The sequence below is a fragment of the Pseudomonas sp. BIGb0278 genome (assembly GCF_024809895.1).
In the GTDB taxonomy this organism is placed as follows: Bacteria; Pseudomonadota; Gammaproteobacteria; order Pseudomonadales; family Pseudomonadaceae; genus Aquipseudomonas; species Aquipseudomonas shirazensis.
On record NZ_JANUEL010000012.1, the window covers coordinates 1 to 16,233 of the forward strand.

Annotated in this window: 12 protein-coding genes, 1 tRNA gene and 1 pseudogene; all 14 read left to right on the forward strand. The window is 57.4% G+C overall.

What is annotated here, in order from left to right:
* A pseudogene (locus M2396_RS24030) lies at window positions 1-111 on the forward strand (elongation factor Tu); the annotation flags it as partial.
* Between the two features lie 55 nt (window positions 112-166).
* Window positions 167-242 (forward strand) — tRNA-Trp (locus M2396_RS24035).
* Window positions 243-286: 44 nt separating this feature from the next.
* The gene (secE, locus tag M2396_RS24040) at window positions 287-655 is read left to right on the forward strand and encodes a preprotein translocase subunit SecE (protein WP_101322354.1); all 369 of its coding nucleotides are present in this window, start codon (window positions 287-289) and stop codon (window positions 653-655) included.
* A gap of 9 nt (window positions 656-664) precedes the next feature.
* The gene (gene nusG / locus M2396_RS24045; RefSeq protein WP_101322353.1) at window positions 665-1,198 is read left to right on the forward strand and encodes a transcription termination/antitermination protein NusG; all 534 of its coding nucleotides are present in this window, start codon (window positions 665-667) and stop codon (window positions 1,196-1,198) included.
* A 119-nt stretch (window positions 1,199-1,317) separates the two neighbouring features.
* Window positions 1,318-1,749 (forward strand): 50S ribosomal protein L11, encoded by a 432-nt coding sequence (gene rplK / locus M2396_RS24050; protein ID WP_103435168.1) that lies wholly within the window; start codon window positions 1,318-1,320, stop codon window positions 1,747-1,749.
* Window positions 1,749-2,444 carry a 50S ribosomal protein L1 gene (gene rplA, locus M2396_RS24055; protein WP_101322351.1) on the forward strand — a complete coding sequence of 232 codons (696 nt, stop codon included), beginning with the start codon at window positions 1,749-1,751 and terminating at the stop codon, window positions 2,442-2,444. The genes rplK and rplA overlap by 1 nt, the downstream gene beginning before the upstream one ends.
* Window positions 2,445-2,642: 198 nt before the next feature.
* Window positions 2,643-3,143 carry a 50S ribosomal protein L10 gene (rplJ, locus tag M2396_RS24060; protein WP_101322350.1) on the forward strand — a complete coding sequence of 167 codons (501 nt, stop codon included), beginning with the start codon at window positions 2,643-2,645 and terminating at the stop codon, window positions 3,141-3,143.
* A gap of 78 nt (window positions 3,144-3,221) precedes the next feature.
* On the forward strand, window positions 3,222-3,587 hold the full coding sequence (rplL, locus tag M2396_RS24065) for a 50S ribosomal protein L7/L12 (protein ID WP_033703494.1): 366 nt from the start codon (window positions 3,222-3,224) through the stop codon (window positions 3,585-3,587).
* 217 nt (window positions 3,588-3,804) lie between these two features.
* Complete coding sequence (gene rpoB / locus M2396_RS24070) at window positions 3,805-7,878, forward strand: DNA-directed RNA polymerase subunit beta (protein WP_101322349.1); 4,074 nt, start codon at window positions 3,805-3,807, stop codon at window positions 7,876-7,878.
* Between the two features lie 64 nt (window positions 7,879-7,942).
* Window positions 7,943-12,142 carry a DNA-directed RNA polymerase subunit beta' gene (rpoC, locus tag M2396_RS24075; protein WP_101322348.1) on the forward strand — a complete coding sequence of 1,400 codons (4,200 nt, stop codon included), beginning with the start codon at window positions 7,943-7,945 and terminating at the stop codon, window positions 12,140-12,142.
* 211 nt (window positions 12,143-12,353) lie between these two features.
* The gene (gene rpsL, locus M2396_RS24080) at window positions 12,354-12,725 is read left to right on the forward strand and encodes a 30S ribosomal protein S12 (protein ID WP_003257088.1); all 372 of its coding nucleotides are present in this window, start codon (window positions 12,354-12,356) and stop codon (window positions 12,723-12,725) included.
* A gap of 106 nt (window positions 12,726-12,831) precedes the next feature.
* The gene (gene rpsG, locus M2396_RS24085; protein ID WP_008089143.1) at window positions 12,832-13,302 is read left to right on the forward strand and encodes a 30S ribosomal protein S7; all 471 of its coding nucleotides are present in this window, start codon (window positions 12,832-12,834) and stop codon (window positions 13,300-13,302) included.
* A 30-nt stretch (window positions 13,303-13,332) separates the two neighbouring features.
* Complete coding sequence (gene fusA / locus M2396_RS24090) at window positions 13,333-15,480, forward strand: elongation factor G (RefSeq protein ID WP_101322347.1); 2,148 nt, start codon at window positions 13,333-13,335, stop codon at window positions 15,478-15,480.
* Window positions 15,481-15,511: 31 nt separating this feature from the next.
* The coding region (locus M2396_RS24095; protein ID WP_259078991.1) for a GTP-binding protein at window positions 15,512-16,233 on the forward strand (722 nt) is incomplete at its 3' end.

The window sequence follows — 16,233 nt, forward strand, 5'->3', positions numbered from 1 at the left end:
ATGGAAGTCACTCTGATCAAGACCATCGCAATGGAAGACGGTCTGCGCTTCGCTATCCGTGAAGGCGGTCGTACCGTCGGCGCCGGCGTCGTAGCAAAAATTATTGAATAAGTAGTTGATTTCATAAGATCAGGCCGGCATAATGGCCGGCCTGGTACAGTGTTAAAGGTCAGTAGCTCAATTGGCAGAGCGACGGTCTCCAAAACCGTAGGTTGGGGGTTCGATTCCCTCCTGACCTGCCATTCACCTCGGTGTGATTGGCTTTCTTCTCACAGGATCCTCCTCGATGACTCCCAAAACTGAAGCCCAAGATTCGCGTTTTGATCTTTTCAAGTGGCTCGCTGTTGTTGCACTGGTAGTCGTTGGTGTCGTGGGTAATCAATATTACTCCGCCTCTCCGATTCTGTACCGCGTACTCGCACTTCTAGCTCTGGCTGCTGCTGCTGGCTTCGTTGCCTTGCAGACTGCAAAGGGCAAGTCGTTCTTTGCGTTGGCGAAGGAAGCTCGTACCGAGATCCGTAAAGTCGTGTGGCCGACCCGCCAAGAAACCATGCAAACCACGCTTATCGTTGTGGTCGTTGTATTGGTTATGGCACTGCTGCTGTGGGGTCTCGACTCCCTGCTCGGCTGGGCGGTTTCCTTGATTGTTGGTTAAGGGTGTCCCGTGGCTAAGCGTTGGTACGTTGTGCATGCTTACTCGGGTTACGAGAAGCATGTGATGCGCTCTTTGACTGAGCGTGTCAAGCTGGCTGGCATGGAAGACGGTTTCGGCGAAATTCTGGTTCCGACCGAAGAAGTCGTCGAAATGCGCAATGGCCAGAAGCGCAAGAGCGAGCGTAAGTTCTTTCCTGGCTATGTGTTGGTCCAGATGGAAATGAACGAAGGTACTTGGCACCTTGTCAAGGATACCCCTCGTGTAATGGGCTTCATTGGTGGTACTGCAGACAAGCCTGCACCCATCACCGATAAAGAAGCTGAGGCTATTCTGCGTCGCGTTGCCGACGGCAGCGACAAGCCGAAGCCAAAAACGCTCTTTGAGCCAGGTGAAGTGGTTCGTGTTGTTGACGGTCCCTTTGCTGATTTCAACGGTACCGTTGAAGAAGTTAACTACGAAAAGAGCCGGCTCCAGGTGGCGGTGCTCATTTTCGGTCGTTCCACTCCGGTGGAACTCGAGTTCGGCCAGGTCGAGAAGGTCTAGGCGAACGACGCATCCCATACCCCGCAGCCCTATGTGCTGCGGGGTTTTGTCGTCACTGGGATAAAACGCACGTAATCCGGGGAGCCTTCAGGCGTTCGTACCCGATATTGGAGTAGCTCATGGCTAAGAAGATTCAGGCTTACATCAAGCTGCAAGTAAAGGCCGGCCAGGCCAACCCTAGCCCACCCGTTGGTCCAGCACTGGGTCAACACGGTGTGAACATCATGGAATTCTGCAAGGCCTTCAACGCCCGTACTCAGGGTCAAGAAGCCGGCCTGCCGACTCCTGTGATCATCACTGTTTACAGTGACCGTAGCTTCACCTTCGAAACCAAAAGCACCCCTGCTTCGGTTCTGCTGAAAAAAGCAGCTGGCCTGACCAGCGGCTCCGCGCGTCCTAACACCGTCAAGGTGGGTACTGTGACCCGTGCTCAGCTGGAAGAGATCGCCAAGACCAAAGAGGCTGATCTGACTGCCGCTGACCTGGATGCAGCCGTGCGTACCATCGCCGGTTCTGCTCGCAGCATGGGCCTCAACGTGGAGGGTGTGTAATGGCTAAGCTGACCAAGCGCCAAAAGGCTATTGCTTCGAAAATCGAAGCTGGCAAAGTCTACAACTTCGAAGACGCAGCAGTGCTGCTGGCCGAACTCTCCACCGTGAAGTTCAGCGAATCCTTCGACGTTGCCGTCAACCTCGGTGTTGACCCGCGTAAATCCGACCAGGTCGTTCGTAGCGCTACTGTGCTGCCACACGGCACTGGCAAGACCGTACGCGTTGCCGTGTTCACCCAGGGTCCTGCTGCTGAAGCCGCTCTGGCTGCCGGCGCTGACCGTGTAGGCATGGACGATCTGGCTGCCGAAATGAAAGCCGGCGACCTGAACTACGACGTAGTCATCGCATCCCCGGATGCCATGCGCGTTGTTGGTCAACTCGGCCAGGTTCTCGGTCCTCGTGGCCTGATGCCTAACCCGAAGGTTGGTACCGTGACTCCAGACGTAGCTACCGCGGTTAAAAACGCCAAAGCTGGTCAGGTTCGCTACCGCACCGACAAAAACGGTATCATCCACACCTCCGTTGGCAAGGTTGGCTTCGAAGCCGGCAAGCTGAAGGAAAACGTTGAAGCCCTGATCGCTGATCTGAAGCGTATCAAGCCGGCTTCCTCGAAAGGTATCTACGTCAAGCGCGTTACCCTGAGCACCACTATGGGCCCAGGTCTGGTCATCGACCAGAGCTCGCTGGACGCGTAAGACAAAGCCGGCGTGCTCAGGCACGCCAGCTGCAAAAATTGGGGTCCCTGCCTGGCGGGGGCTATCCAAGACCGTAGGCGGCGCAAGCCTTAAACACCCAGCCTACGCAGATGGTGCTCCCGGTTCCTTACCGAATCAGACACCAAAACGACATCCGGCTTCGGCCAGATGAAACGGTAACAAGCAGGAGTTTTACCCGTGGCAATTAAACTCGAAGACAAGAAGGCCATCGTCGCTGAAGTCAACGAGGCTGCCAAAGTCGCTCTGTCCGCTGTCGTGGCTGATGCCCGTGGTGTGACTGTAGGCGCAATGACCGGACTCCGTAAAGAGGCTCGTGAAGCTGGCGTATACGTACGTGTTGTACGTAACACCCTGCTCAAGCGCGCTGTTGCTGGCACTGACTTCAGTGTCCTCAACGACGCCTTCACTGGCCCGACCCTGATCGCTTTCTCCAACGAACACCCGGGCGCTGCTGCTCGTCTGTTCAAAGAGTTCGCCAAGGGTCAGGACAAGTTCGAGATCAAGGCAGCTGCGTTTGACGGCAAGTTCATTGCAGCGAACGAAATCGACGTGTTGGCTACCCTGCCGACCCGCGACGAAGCCATCGCAAGGCTGATGAGCGTTATCCAAGGCGCTACCAGCAAGCTGGCTCGTACCCTGGCAGCCATTCGCGACCAGAAAGAAGCTACCGCTGCCTAAGGCAACGAAGCGCTTTCAAAATCATACGTTTAATTTGATGGCTGCGTAGGCCTTCACCCCAATACAGGATTTAAGTCAATGTCCCTGACTAACGAACAAATCATCGAAGCAATCGGCCAGAAAACCGTTCTGGAAGTTGTTGAACTGATCAAAGCAATGGAAGAAACCTTCGGCGTGACCGCCGCTGTTGCCGCTGCTGGCCCAGCTGCTGCTGCCGCCGTTGTTGAAGAGCAGACCGAATTCAACGTCGTTCTGCTGGAAGCTGGCGAGAAGAAAGTAAACGTGATCAAGGCAGTTCGTGAACTGACCGGTCTCGGCCTGAAAGAAGCCAAAGAGAAAGTCGATGGCGCTCCTCAGGTTGTAGCTGAAGGCGTTTCGAAAGAAGCCGCTGAAGACGCCAAGAAGAAGCTGGAAGAAGCAGGCGCTAAAGTCGAACTGAAGTAATTTCGACTTTGCGACTCCAGCCGGAGCGTTGAGCTAAGGCTGACGGCTGGTGGCTTTTGCCACCGGCCTTTTTCCGTTATTGGCGGCCGACCAGGTCGGCCCCGATAACGTGCTGTAGCCACCTAGAGGGTGGAGCAAACCATGGGGTTTGCACGATTTTCTGGTTGCTCCCGCCGGGAGACGCCAAACAAGCAGGTGACCAAGCTGGGGAACGCTGATGGCTTACTCATACACTGAGAAAAAACGTATCCGCAAGGACTTTAGCAAGTTGCCGGACGTGATGGATGTGCCTTACCTCCTGGCCATCCAGCTGGATTCGTATCGCGAATTCCTGCAAGCGGGAGCATCCAAGGATCAGTTCCGCGACGTCGGTCTGCATGCTGCCTTCAAGTCGGTCTTCCCGATCATCAGCTACTCCGGCAACGCTGCCCTGGAGTACGTTGGCTATCGTCTGGGCGAACCGGCTTTCGACGTCAAGGAATGCGTCCTGCGCGGCGTGACGTTCGCCGTACCGCTGCGGGTCAAGGTCCGTCTGATCATCTTCGACAAAGAGTCGTCGAACAAAGCGATCAAGGACATCAAAGAGCAAGAAGTCTACATGGGTGAAATTCCCCTGATGACTGAGAACGGTACCTTCGTTATCAACGGTACCGAGCGTGTGATCGTTTCCCAGCTGCACCGTTCGCCGGGTGTGTTCTTCGACCACGACCGTGGCAAGACGCACAGCTCGGGCAAACTGCTGTACTCGGCTCGTATCATTCCTTACCGCGGCTCCTGGTTGGACTTCGAGTTCGACCCGAAAGACTGCGTATTCGTGCGTATCGACCGTCGCCGCAAACTGCCGGCCTCGGTACTGCTGCGCGCGCTGGGCTACAGCACCGAAGAGGTACTGAACGCCTTCTACACCACCAACGTGTTCCACGTTACCGGTGAAAGCCTGAGCCTGGAGCTGGTACCTCAGCGCCTGCGCGGTGAAGTTGCGGTCATGGACATCCATGACGAAAATGGCAAAGTCATCGTCGAGCAAGGCCGTCGTATCACTGCACGCCACATCAATCAGCTCGAGAAGGCTGGCGTCAAGCAGCTGGACGTGCCGATGGAGTACGTACTGGGTCGCACCACTGCCAAGGCAATCGTGCATCCGGCTACCGGCGAGATCCTGGCTGAGTGCAACACCGAGCTGACCACCGAGCTGCTGATCAAGATCGCCAAGGCTCAGGTTGTTCGCCTCGAGACGCTGTACACCAACGACATCGACTGCGGTCCGTTCATTTCGGACACCCTGAAGATCGACACCACCAGCAACCAACTGGAAGCGCTGGTCGAGATCTACCGGATGATGCGTCCAGGCGAGCCGCCAACCAAGGATGCCGCCGAGACCCTGTTCAACAACCTGTTCTTCAGCGCCGAGCGGTACGATCTGTCCGCTGTTGGCCGTATGAAGTTCAACCGTCGTATCGGTCGCTCCGAGATCGAAGGTTCGGGCGTGTTGAGCAAGGAAGACATCGTTGACGTGCTGAAGACTCTGGTCGACATCCGTAACGGTAAAGGCATCGTCGACGACATCGACCACCTCGGCAACCGCCGTGTGCGTTGTGTTGGTGAGATGGCCGAGAACCAGTTCCGGGTTGGCCTGGTGCGCGTTGAGCGTGCGGTCAAAGAGCGTCTGTCGATGGCAGAAAGCGAAGGCCTGATGCCGCAAGACCTGATCAACGCCAAGCCGGTTGCGGCGGCGGTGAAAGAGTTCTTCGGTTCCAGCCAGCTCTCGCAGTTCATGGACCAGAACAACCCGCTCTCGGAAATTACCCACAAGCGTCGTGTCTCTGCACTCGGCCCTGGCGGTCTGACCCGTGAGCGCGCTGGCTTTGAAGTCCGTGACGTACACCCGACCCACTACGGCCGTGTGTGCCCGATCGAGACCCCTGAAGGTCCGAACATCGGTCTGATCAACTCCTTGGCGGCGTATGCTCGCACCAACCAGTACGGCTTCCTCGAGAGCCCGTACCGCGTGGTGAAAGAGGGTGTGGTTTCCGACGACATCGTGTTCCTGTCGGCGATCGAAGAAGCTGACCACGTCATCGCCCAGGCTTCGGCCACCATGAGCGAAGACAAGCGTCTGATCGACGAACTGGTAGCAGTACGTCACCTGAACGAATTCACCGTCAAGGCGCCGGAAGACGTCACCCTGATGGACGTTTCGCCGAAGCAGGTAGTTTCGGTTGCAGCGTCGCTGATTCCGTTCCTCGAGCACGACGACGCCAACCGTGCGTTGATGGGTTCGAACATGCAGCGTCAGGCTGTACCAACCCTGCGCGCCGACAAGCCGCTGGTAGGTACCGGCATGGAGCGCAACGTTGCCCGTGACTCCGGCGTCTGCGTCGTGGCTCGCCGTGGCGGCGTTATCGACTCGGTCGATGCCAGCCGTATCGTGGTTCGCGTTGCAGATGACGAAGTTGAAACCGGTGAAGCCGGTGTCGACATCTACAACCTGACCAAGTACACCCGCTCGAACCAGAACACCTGCATCAACCAGCGTCCGCTGGTCAGCAAGGGTGATGTGGTCAAGCGTCATGACATCATGGCTGACGGTCCGTCCACCGATATGGGTGAGCTGGCTCTGGGTCAGAACATGCGCATCGCGTTCATGGCGTGGAACGGCTTCAACTTCGAAGACTCCATCTGTCTGTCGGAGCGCGTGGTTCAGGAAGATCGCTTCACCACTATCCACATTCAGGAACTGACCTGTGTGGCGCGTGACACCAAGCTTGGGCCTGAGGAAATCACTGCAGACATCCCGAACGTGGGTGAAGCTGCACTGAACAAACTGGACGAAGCCGGTATCGTTTACGTGGGTGCTGAAGTCGGCGCTGGCGACATCCTGGTCGGCAAGGTCACTCCGAAAGGCGAGACCCAACTGACTCCGGAAGAAAAACTGCTGCGTGCAATCTTCGGTGAAAAAGCCAGCGACGTTAAAGACACCTCCCTGCGCGTGCCAACCGGCACCAAAGGTACTGTCATCGACGTGCAGGTCTTCACTCGTGACGGCGTTGAGCGCGACAGCCGTGCCCTGTCCATCGAGAAGACCCAGCTGGACGAGATCCGCAAGGATCTGAACGAAGAGTTCCGCATCGTTGAAGGCGCAACCTTCGAGCGTCTGCGCTCGGCGCTGAACGGCCAGGTTGTCGACGGTGGCGCGGGCCTGAAAAAAGGCACCGTGGTCAGCGACGAAGTCCTCGACGGTCTGGAGCACGGCCAGTGGTTCAAACTGCGCATGGCCGAAGACGCGCTCAACGATCAGCTCGAGAAGGCCCAGGCCTACATCGTCGATCGTCGCCGTCTGCTCGACGACAAGTTCGAAGACAAGAAGCGCAAGCTGCAGCAGGGCGATGATCTGGCACCGGGCGTACTGAAGATCGTCAAGGTCTACCTGGCTATCCGCCGCCGCATTCAGCCGGGCGACAAGATGGCCGGCCGTCACGGTAACAAAGGTGTGGTCTCGGTGATCATGCCGGTCGAAGACATGCCGCACGACGCCAACGGTACTCCGGTAGACGTCGTACTGAACCCGCTGGGCGTACCATCGCGTATGAACGTCGGGCAGATCCTCGAAACCCACCTCGGCCTCGCGGCCAAAGGTCTGGGCGAGAAGATCGACCGGATGATCGAAGAGCAGCGCAAAGCCACTGAGCTGCGCAGCTTCCTCACCGAGATCTACAACGAGATCGGCGGTCGTCAGGAAAGCCTGGAAGACTTCACCGACGCTGAGATCCTTGCTCTGGCGCACAACCTGAAGAAAGGCGTGCCTATGGCTACTCCAGTCTTCGACGGTGCCAAGGAAAGCGAAATCAAGGCCATGCTGAAACTGGCTGACATGCCAGAAAGCGGCCAGATGGTGCTGTTCGACGGCCGTACCGGCAACAAGTTCGAGCGTCCGGTGACCGTTGGTTACATGTACATGCTCAAGCTGAACCACTTGGTGGACGACAAGATGCACGCGCGTTCCACTGGTTCGTACAGCCTGGTTACCCAGCAGCCGCTGGGTGGTAAGGCGCAGTTCGGTGGTCAGCGTTTCGGGGAGATGGAAGTCTGGGCGCTGGAAGCATACGGCGCGGCGTACACTCTGCAAGAAATGCTCACAGTGAAGTCGGACGACGTGAACGGCCGTACCAAGATGTACAAAAACATCGTGGATGGCGATCACCGTATGGAGCCGGGCATGCCCGAGTCCTTCAACGTGTTGATCAAAGAGATCCGTTCGCTCGGTATCGATATCGATCTGGAAACCGAATAACACGTGACGCGAATGGGAGCGGGGCTGTAACAGCCCGCTCCTTGCTCCGCCAGGAGGAAAGGCCTTGAAAGACCTACTGAATTTGCTGAAAAACCAGGGTCAAGTCGAAGAGTTCGATGCCATTCGCATCGGCCTCGCGTCGCCTGAGATGATCCGTTCGTGGTCGTTCGGTGAAGTTAAAAAACCGGAAACCATCAACTACCGTACGTTCAAACCTGAGCGTGACGGCCTGTTCTGCGCCAAGATCTTTGGCCCAGTCAAGGACTACGAGTGCCTGTGCGGTAAGTACAAGCGCCTGAAACACCGTGGTGTGATCTGCGAGAAGTGCGGCGTTGAAGTCGCCCTGGCCAAGGTTCGTCGTGAGCGCATGGCGCACATCGAACTGGCCTCGCCAGTCGCCCACATCTGGTTCCTGAAGTCGCTGCCGTCCCGTATCGGCCTGCTGATGGACATGACCCTGCGTGATATCGAGCGCGTTCTCTACTTCGAGAGCTACGTCGTTATCGACCCGGGCATGACCACTCTGGAGAAGGGTCAGCTGCTCAACGACGAGCAGTACTTCGAAGCGCTGGAAGAGTTCGGTGATGACTTCGACGCCCGCATGGGTGCCGAGGCTGTTCGCGAGCTGCTGCACGCTATCGACCTGGAGCACGAGATTGGCCGCCTGCGCGAAGAAATTCCGCAAACCAACTCGGAAACCAAGATCAAGAAGCTGTCCAAGCGCCTGAAGCTGATGGAAGCTTTCCAGGGCTCGGGCAACCTGCCTGAGTGGATGGTCCTGACCGTTCTGCCAGTACTGCCGCCGGACCTGCGTCCGCTGGTACCACTGGATGGTGGCCGCTTCGCGACCTCCGACCTGAACGACCTGTACCGCCGCGTGATCAACCGGAACAACCGTCTCAAGCGTCTGCTTGACCTGTCGGCTCCGGACATCATCGTGCGCAACGAAAAGCGCATGCTGCAGGAAGCGGTCGACGCCCTGCTCGACAACGGCCGTCGTGGTCGCGCCATCACTGGCTCGAACAAGCGTCCGCTGAAGTCGCTGGCTGACATGATCAAAGGTAAGCAAGGTCGCTTCCGTCAGAACTTGCTCGGCAAGCGCGTGGACTACTCCGGCCGTTCGGTAATTACCGTAGGCCCGACCCTGCGCCTGCACCAGTGCGGTCTGCCGAAGAAGATGGCTCTCGAGCTGTTCAAGCCGTTCATTTTCGGCAAGCTGGAAATGCGTGGTCTGGCGACCACCATCAAGGCTGCCAAGAAGATGGTCGAGCGCGAGCTGCCAGAGGTCTGGGACGTGCTCGCCGAGGTGATCCGCGAACACCCCGTACTGCTCAACCGTGCACCGACCCTTCACCGTCTTGGCATTCAGGCGTTTGAACCGGTACTGATCGAAGGTAAGGCTATCCAGCTGCACCCGCTGGTCTGTGCTGCGTACAACGCCGACTTCGACGGTGACCAGATGGCCGTGCACGTGCCGCTGACGCTGGAAGCCCAGCTCGAAGCGCGCGCGCTGATGATGTCCACCAACAACATTCTGTCGCCAGCTAACGGTGAGCCAATCATCGTTCCGTCGCAGGACGTCGTACTGGGTCTGTACTACATGACCCGTGAAGCCATCAACGCCAAGGGCGAAGGTCGCGTCTTCGCTGACCTGCAGGAAGTCGACCGGGTATTCCGCGCCGGCGAAGCTGCCCTGCACGCCAAGATCAAGGTTCGTATCAACGAAACCGTGAACGACCGTGATGGCGGCAGCGTCAAGAACACCCGTATCGTCGACACCACTGTCGGCCGTGCACTGCTGTTCCAGGTTGTACCACCAGGTCTGTCGTACGACGTGGTCAACCAGCCAATGAAGAAAAAGGCCATCTCCAAGCTGATCAACCAGTGCTACCGCGTGGTTGGTCTGAAAGAGACCGTTATCTTCGCTGACCAGCTGATGTACACCGGCTTTGCCTACTCGACCATTTCCGGCGTTTCGATCGGTGTTAACGACTTCGTTATCCCGGACGAAAAAGCCCGCATCATCGGTGCTGCCACCGAAGAAGTGAAGGAAATCGAGAGCCAGTACGCCTCCGGCCTGGTAACCCAGGGCGAGAAGTACAACAAGGTCATCGACTTGTGGTCCAAGGCGAACGACGAAGTCTCCAAGGCGATGATGGCCAACCTCTCGAAAGAGAAAGTCATCGACCGCAATGGCGACGAAGTCGACCAAGAGTCCTTCAACTCGATGTACATGATGGCTGACTCCGGTGCTCGGGGTTCGGCAGCTCAGATTCGTCAGTTGGCCGGTATGCGTGGTCTGATGGCCAAGCCGGACGGCTCGATCATCGAGACGCCGATCACCGCGAACTTCCGTGAAGGTCTGAGCGTTCTGCAGTACTTCATCTCGACGCACGGTGCTCGTAAGGGTCTGGCGGATACCGCCTTGAAGACTGCGAACTCGGGTTACCTGACTCGTCGTCTGGTCGACGTGGCGCAAGATCTGGTGGTTACCGAGATCGATTGCGGCACTGATCAGGGCCTGCTGATGACTCCGCACATCGAAGGCGGTGACGTGGTCGAGCCATTGGGTGAGCGCGTACTGGGTCGAGTAATCGCCCGTGATGTGTTCAAACCTGGCACCGACGATGTCATCGTTCCGGCCGGTACCCTGGTCGACGAGAAGTGGGTTGAGTTCATTGAGCTCAACAGCATCGACGAAGTTATCGTTCGTTCGCCGATCAGCTGTGAAACTCGCTTCGGTATCTGCGCCAAGTGCTACGGTCGTGACCTGGCTCGCGGTCACCAGGTGAACATCGGTGAAGCGGTCGGCGTAATCGCTGCCCAGTCCATCGGTGAGCCGGGTACCCAGCTGACCATGCGTACGTTCCACATCGGTGGTGCTGCCAGCCGGACCTCGGCTGCCGACAGCGTCCAGGTGAAGAACGGCGGTATGGTTCGTCTGCATAACCTCAAGCAGGTAGAGCGTGCTGACGGCAACCTGGTTGCTGTATCGCGTTCCGGCGAGCTGGCCATTGCCGACGAATTCGGTCGTGAGCGTGAGCGCTACAAGCTGCCTTACGGCGCCGTGATTTCGGTCAAGGAAGGTGACAAGGTCGACGCAGGCGCAATCGTCGCCAAGTGGGACCCGCACACCCACCCGATCGTTACCGAGCTGAAAGGTACCGTGACCTTCGTGGGCATGGAAGAAAACATCACCATCAAGCGTCAGACTGACGAGTTGACTGGTTTGACCAACATTGAAGTCCTGGACGCCAAGGATCGCCCTGCCGCTGGCAAGGAAATCCGTCCGGCCATCAAGATGGTCGACGCCAATGGCAAGGATTTGATGCTGCCAGGTACCGACGTACCTGCTCAGTACTTCCTGCCGGCCAACGCCTTGGTAGGTGTAGCTGACGGTGCCCAGATCGGTGTTGGTGACGTTATCGCGCGGATCCCGCAAGAAACGTCGAAGACCCGTGACATCACCGGTGGTCTGCCACGTGTTGCCGACTTGTTCGAAGCACGTCGTCCGAAAGAAGCTTCGATCCTGGCGGAAGTCAGCGGTACCATCGCGTTCGGTAAAGAGACCAAAGGCAAGCGTCGTCTGGTCATCACTCCGACCGACGGTAGCGATCCGTACGAAGAGCTGATTCCGAAGTGGCGCCACCTGAACGTCTTCGAAGGCGAACAGGTCAACCGCGGCGAAGTTATCTCCGACGGTCCAAGCGATCCGCATGATATCCTGCGTCTGCTGGGTGTCAGCGCGCTGGCGAAGTACATCGTCAACGAGATCCAGGACGTTTACCGTCTGCAAGGCGTTAAGATCAACGACAAGCACATCGAGACCATCCTGCGTCAGATGCTGCGTAAGGTCGAGATTGCCGAGTCGGGCGACTCCAGCTTCATCAAGGGCGACCAGATGGAACTGACTCACGTGCTGGTCGAGAACGAGCGTCTCGCAGCCGATGACAAGTTCATCTCCAAGTTCACCCGTGTGCTGCTGGGTATCACCAAGGCCTCGCTGTCCACCGAATCGTTCATCTCGGCGGCTTCCTTCCAGGAAACCACCCGTGTACTGACCGAAGCGGCGGTAACCGGCAAGCGCGATTACCTGCGCGGCCTGAAAGAGAACGTGGTCGTCGGCCGTCTGATCCCGGCCGGTACCGGTCTGGCTTACCACAGCGAGCGCAAGCGTCGCCGTGATGCCGACAAACCGCTGCGCGTAAGTGCCAGTGAGGTGGAAGCCGCACTGACCGAAGCGTTGAATTCCAGCGGTAATTAAGTAACAGGGCGGGGCCCCGGCCCCTCTCCGCGGTGCTTGGTGACATGCAATGTTACCGATCACCGGGCGGGGAGGGCCGGGGCCTTGTCTTGACTGGGTGCAAGAACCTCTTTAGACTTTTGTACCCTTAAATTTGGTGAGGCTCCGTCTCGTCAATTTTAGGCTTTCTTGCAAGACAATAGCGTCGCAAGACAATCAGTGGAGCTAGTAGATGGCAACTATCAACCAGCTGGTACGTCAGCCGCGTAAGCGTACCGTCGAGAAATCCGACGTACCTGCGCTGCAGAACTGCCCGCAACGTCGTGGCGTGTGCACCCGTGTGTACACCACCACGCCGAAAAAACCTAACTCGGCACTGCGTAAAGTATGCCGTGTGCGTCTGACCAACGGTTTCGAGGTTTCCTCGTACATCGGCGGTGAAGGCCACAACCTGCAAGAGCACAGCGTCGTCCTGATCCGTGGCGGCCGTGTAAAAGACTTGCCAGGTGTTCGTTACCACACCGTTCGCGGCTCCCTGGATACCTCCGGCGTCAAAGGTCGTAACCAAGGTCGTTCGAAGTACGGTACCAAGCGTCCGAAGTAATCGGCCGTTTGCACATAATCAATTTTTTCAGTCGATAAGAGTAAGGTCGGGCGGGGGTCGTAGACCCAGGTCCCGGGCTAACCTGAAGACCGTTTGAGGGCTTATCATGCCAAGACGTCGTGTAGCAGCAAAACGTGAGATTCTGGACGATCCAAAATACGGATCGCAAATCCTCGCGAAGTTCATGAACCACGTGATGGAAAGCGGCAAGAAGGCCGTTGCCGAGCGTATCGTTTACGGTGCGCTGGACAAGGTCAAAGAACGCAAGAACAGCGATCCCCTGGAAATCTTCGAGAAAGCTCTCGACGCCATCGCTCCGCTGGTCGAAGTAAAGTCCCGCCGTGTCGGCGGTGCCACTTACCAGGTTCCGGTCGAAGTTCGTCCATCCCGTCGTAACGCTCTGGCAATGCGCTGGCTCGTAGACTACGCCCGCAAGCGCGGCGAGAAGTCCATGGCTCTGCGCTTGGCTGGCGAGCTGCTGGATGCTGCTGAAGGCAAAGGTGCTGCAGTCAAGAAGCGTGAAGACGTGCACCGTATGGCTGAAGCCAACAAGGCATTCTCGCACTACCGCTTCTAATTCAAGCATCAATCATTTTGCGAGGGCTTTATGGCTCGTACTACAGCAATTAACCGCTACCGTAACATTGGTATTTGCGCGCACGTCGATGCGGGCAAAACTACCACTACCGAGCGGATCCTGTTCTACACAGGCCTGAGCCACAAGATGGGCGAGGTGCATGACGGCGCCGCGACCACCGACTGGATGGTGCAGGAGCAGGAGCGGGGTATTACCATTACCTCCGCTGCCGTTACCACCTTCTGGAAGGGTTCTACCGGTCAGTACGACAACTACCGCGTAAACGTCATCGATACCCCTGGCCACGTTGACTTCACCATTGAAGTTGAGCGTTCGCTGCGCGTACTCGACGGCGCGGTCGTTGTGTTCTGCGGTACCTCCGGCGTTGAGCCACAGTCCGAAACCGTATGGCGTCAAGCCAACAAGTACGGCGTTCCACGTGTTGTCTACGTGAACAAGATGGACCGTGCAGGCGCTGACTTCCTGCGCGTTATCGGCCAGATCAAGAACCGCCTGGGTCACACCCCGGTTCCGATCCAGCTGGCAATCGGTTCGGAAGACAACTTCCAGGGTCAGGTCGACCTGATCAAGATGAAAGCTGTCTACTGGAACGATGACGACAAGGGCACTTCGCCGCGCGAGGAAGAAATTCCTGCCGACATGCTCGAGTTGGCTGAGAAGTATCGCTCCGAAATGGTCGAGGCTGCTGCCGAGTCCAGCGAAGAGCTGATGAACAAGTACCTGGAAGGCGAAGAGCTGACCGTCGAAGAAATCAAGGCCGGTCTGCGCGCGCGCACCCTGGCTGGCGAAATCGTTCCGGCTGTCTGCGGTTCCTCGTTCAAGAACAAGGGCGTTCCCCTGGTTCTGGACGCCGTAATCGAGTTCCTGCCTGCTCCTACCGAAATCCCGGCGATCAAAGGTATTCACCCTGATCTGATCGAGAAGTCGAAAGAAGAGCTGGTCGACGCCGACTACGACGAGCGTCATGCTTCCGACGACGAGCCGTTCTCGGCTCTGGCGTTCAAGATTGCCACCGACCCGTTCGTTGGTACTCTGACTTTCGTGCGCGTGTACTCGGGCTTCCTGAGCTCGGGCGACTCCGTGATCAACTCGGTCAAGGGCAAGAAAGAGCGCGTTGGTCGTATGGTGCAGATGCACGCCAACCAGCGTGAAGAGATCAAAGAAGTACGCGCAGGCGACATCGCTGCTCTGATCGGCATGAAGGACGTCACCACTGGTGACACCCTGTGCAACGCCGACAAGCCGATCATCCTCGAGCGTATGGACTTCCCGGAGCCTGTAATTTCGGTTGCTGTTGAGCCGAAAACCAAGCAGGACCAGGAGAAGATGGGTATTGCACTGGGCAAACTGGCTCAGGAAGACCCGTCGTTCCGCGTCAAGACCGATGAAGAAACCGGTCAGACCATCATCTCGGGTATGGGTGAGCTGCACCTGGACATCCTCGTTGACCGCATGAAGCGCGAGTTCAACGTCGAAGCCAACATCGGCAAGCCGCAGGTTTCGTACCGCGAGAAGATCACCAAGTCCAACGTTGAGATCGAAGGTAAATTCGTTCGTCAGTCGGGTGGTCGTGGTCAGTTCGGTCACTGCTGGATCCGTTTCTCGGAGCCGGACGTGGACGACAAAGGCAACATCACCGAAGGTCTGGTGTTCACCAACGAAGTCGTTGGTGGTGTGATTCCTAAGGAATTCATCGCCCCGATCCAGAAGGGTATCGAAGAGCAGATGAAAAACGGCGTCGTTGCCGGTTATCCTCTGATCGGCCTCAAGGCCACGGTATTCGACGGTTCGTACCATGACGTCGACTCCAACGAAATGGCGTTCAAGGTCGCTGCTTCGATGGCAACCAAGCAGCTGGCCCAGAAGGGCGGTGGCGTGGTTCTCGAGCCGATCATGAAGGTCGAAGTTGTAACCCCAGAAGACTACATGGGTGACGTGATGGGTGACCTGAACCGTCGTCGTGGTCTGATCCAGGGTATGGATGATTCGGTCTCCGGCAAGGTTGTCCGTGCTGAAGTGCCGCTCGGGGAAATGTTCGGTTATGCGACCGACGTTCGTTCCATGTCTCAGGGTCGCGCGAGCTACTCCATGGAATTCTCCAAATACGCCGAAGCTCCGTCGAACATCGTCGAAGCTCTCGTTAAAAAACAAGGCTGATTCAGCCCCTTTAGGCTAGGAGTTCACTGTCGTGGCTAAAGAAAAATTTGATCGTTCCCTTCCGCACGTCAACGTTGGCACCATCGGTCACGTCGACCACGGTAAAACCACTCTGACTGCTGCTCTGACTCGCGTCTGCTCCGAAGTTTTCGGTTCGGCTGTTGTTGACTTCGACAAGATCGACTCGGCTCCAGAAGAGAAAGCGCGTGGTATCACCATCAACACCGCGCACGTCGAGTACAACTCGAAGATCCGTCACTACGCTCACGTCGACTGCCCAGGTCACGCTGACTATGTGAAGAACATGATCACCGGTGCTGCGCAGATGGACGGCGCTATCCTGGTTTGCTCGGCCGCCGATGGTCCGATGCCACAAACCCGTGAGCACATCCTGCTGTCCCGTCAGGTTGGCGTTCCGTACATCGTGGTCTTCCTGAACAAGGCTGACCTGGTAGACGACGCTGAGCTGCTGGAACTGGTCGAGATGGAAGTTCGCGACCTGCTGTCCACCTATGACTTCCCAGGCGACGACACTCCGATCATCATCGGTTCGGCTCGTATGGCTCTGGAAGGCAAAGACGACAACGAGATGGGCACCACTGCCGTCAAGAAACTGGTAGAAACTCTGGACAGCTACATCCCAGAGCCAGAGCGCGCTATCGACAAGCCGTTCCTGATGCCAATCGAAGACGTATTCTCGATCTCGGGTCGTGGTACCGTTGTTACCGGTCGTATCGAGCGTGGCATCGTCCG

Bases quoted from the DNA above. Each gene is read 5' to 3' on its own strand.
- fusA (WP_101322347.1), top strand. From the start codon at position 13,333: ATGGCTCGTACTACAGCAATTAACCGCTACCGTAACATTGGTATTTGC.
- rpoB (WP_101322349.1), top strand. From the start codon at position 3,805: ATGGCTTACTCATACACTGAGAAAAAACGTATCCGCAAGGACTTTAGC.
- rplK (WP_103435168.1), top strand. From the start codon at position 1,318: ATGGCTAAGAAGATTCAGGCTTACATCAAGCTGCAAGTAAAGGCCGGC.
- rpsG (WP_008089143.1), top strand. From the start codon at position 12,832: ATGCCAAGACGTCGTGTAGCAGCAAAACGTGAGATTCTGGACGATCCA.
- rplA (WP_101322351.1), top strand. From the start codon at position 1,749: ATGGCTAAGCTGACCAAGCGCCAAAAGGCTATTGCTTCGAAAATCGAA.
- rpsL (WP_003257088.1), top strand. From the start codon at position 12,354: ATGGCAACTATCAACCAGCTGGTACGTCAGCCGCGTAAGCGTACCGTC.
- rplL (WP_033703494.1), top strand. From the start codon at position 3,222: ATGTCCCTGACTAACGAACAAATCATCGAAGCAATCGGCCAGAAAACC.
- secE (WP_101322354.1), top strand. From the start codon at position 287: ATGACTCCCAAAACTGAAGCCCAAGATTCGCGTTTTGATCTTTTCAAG.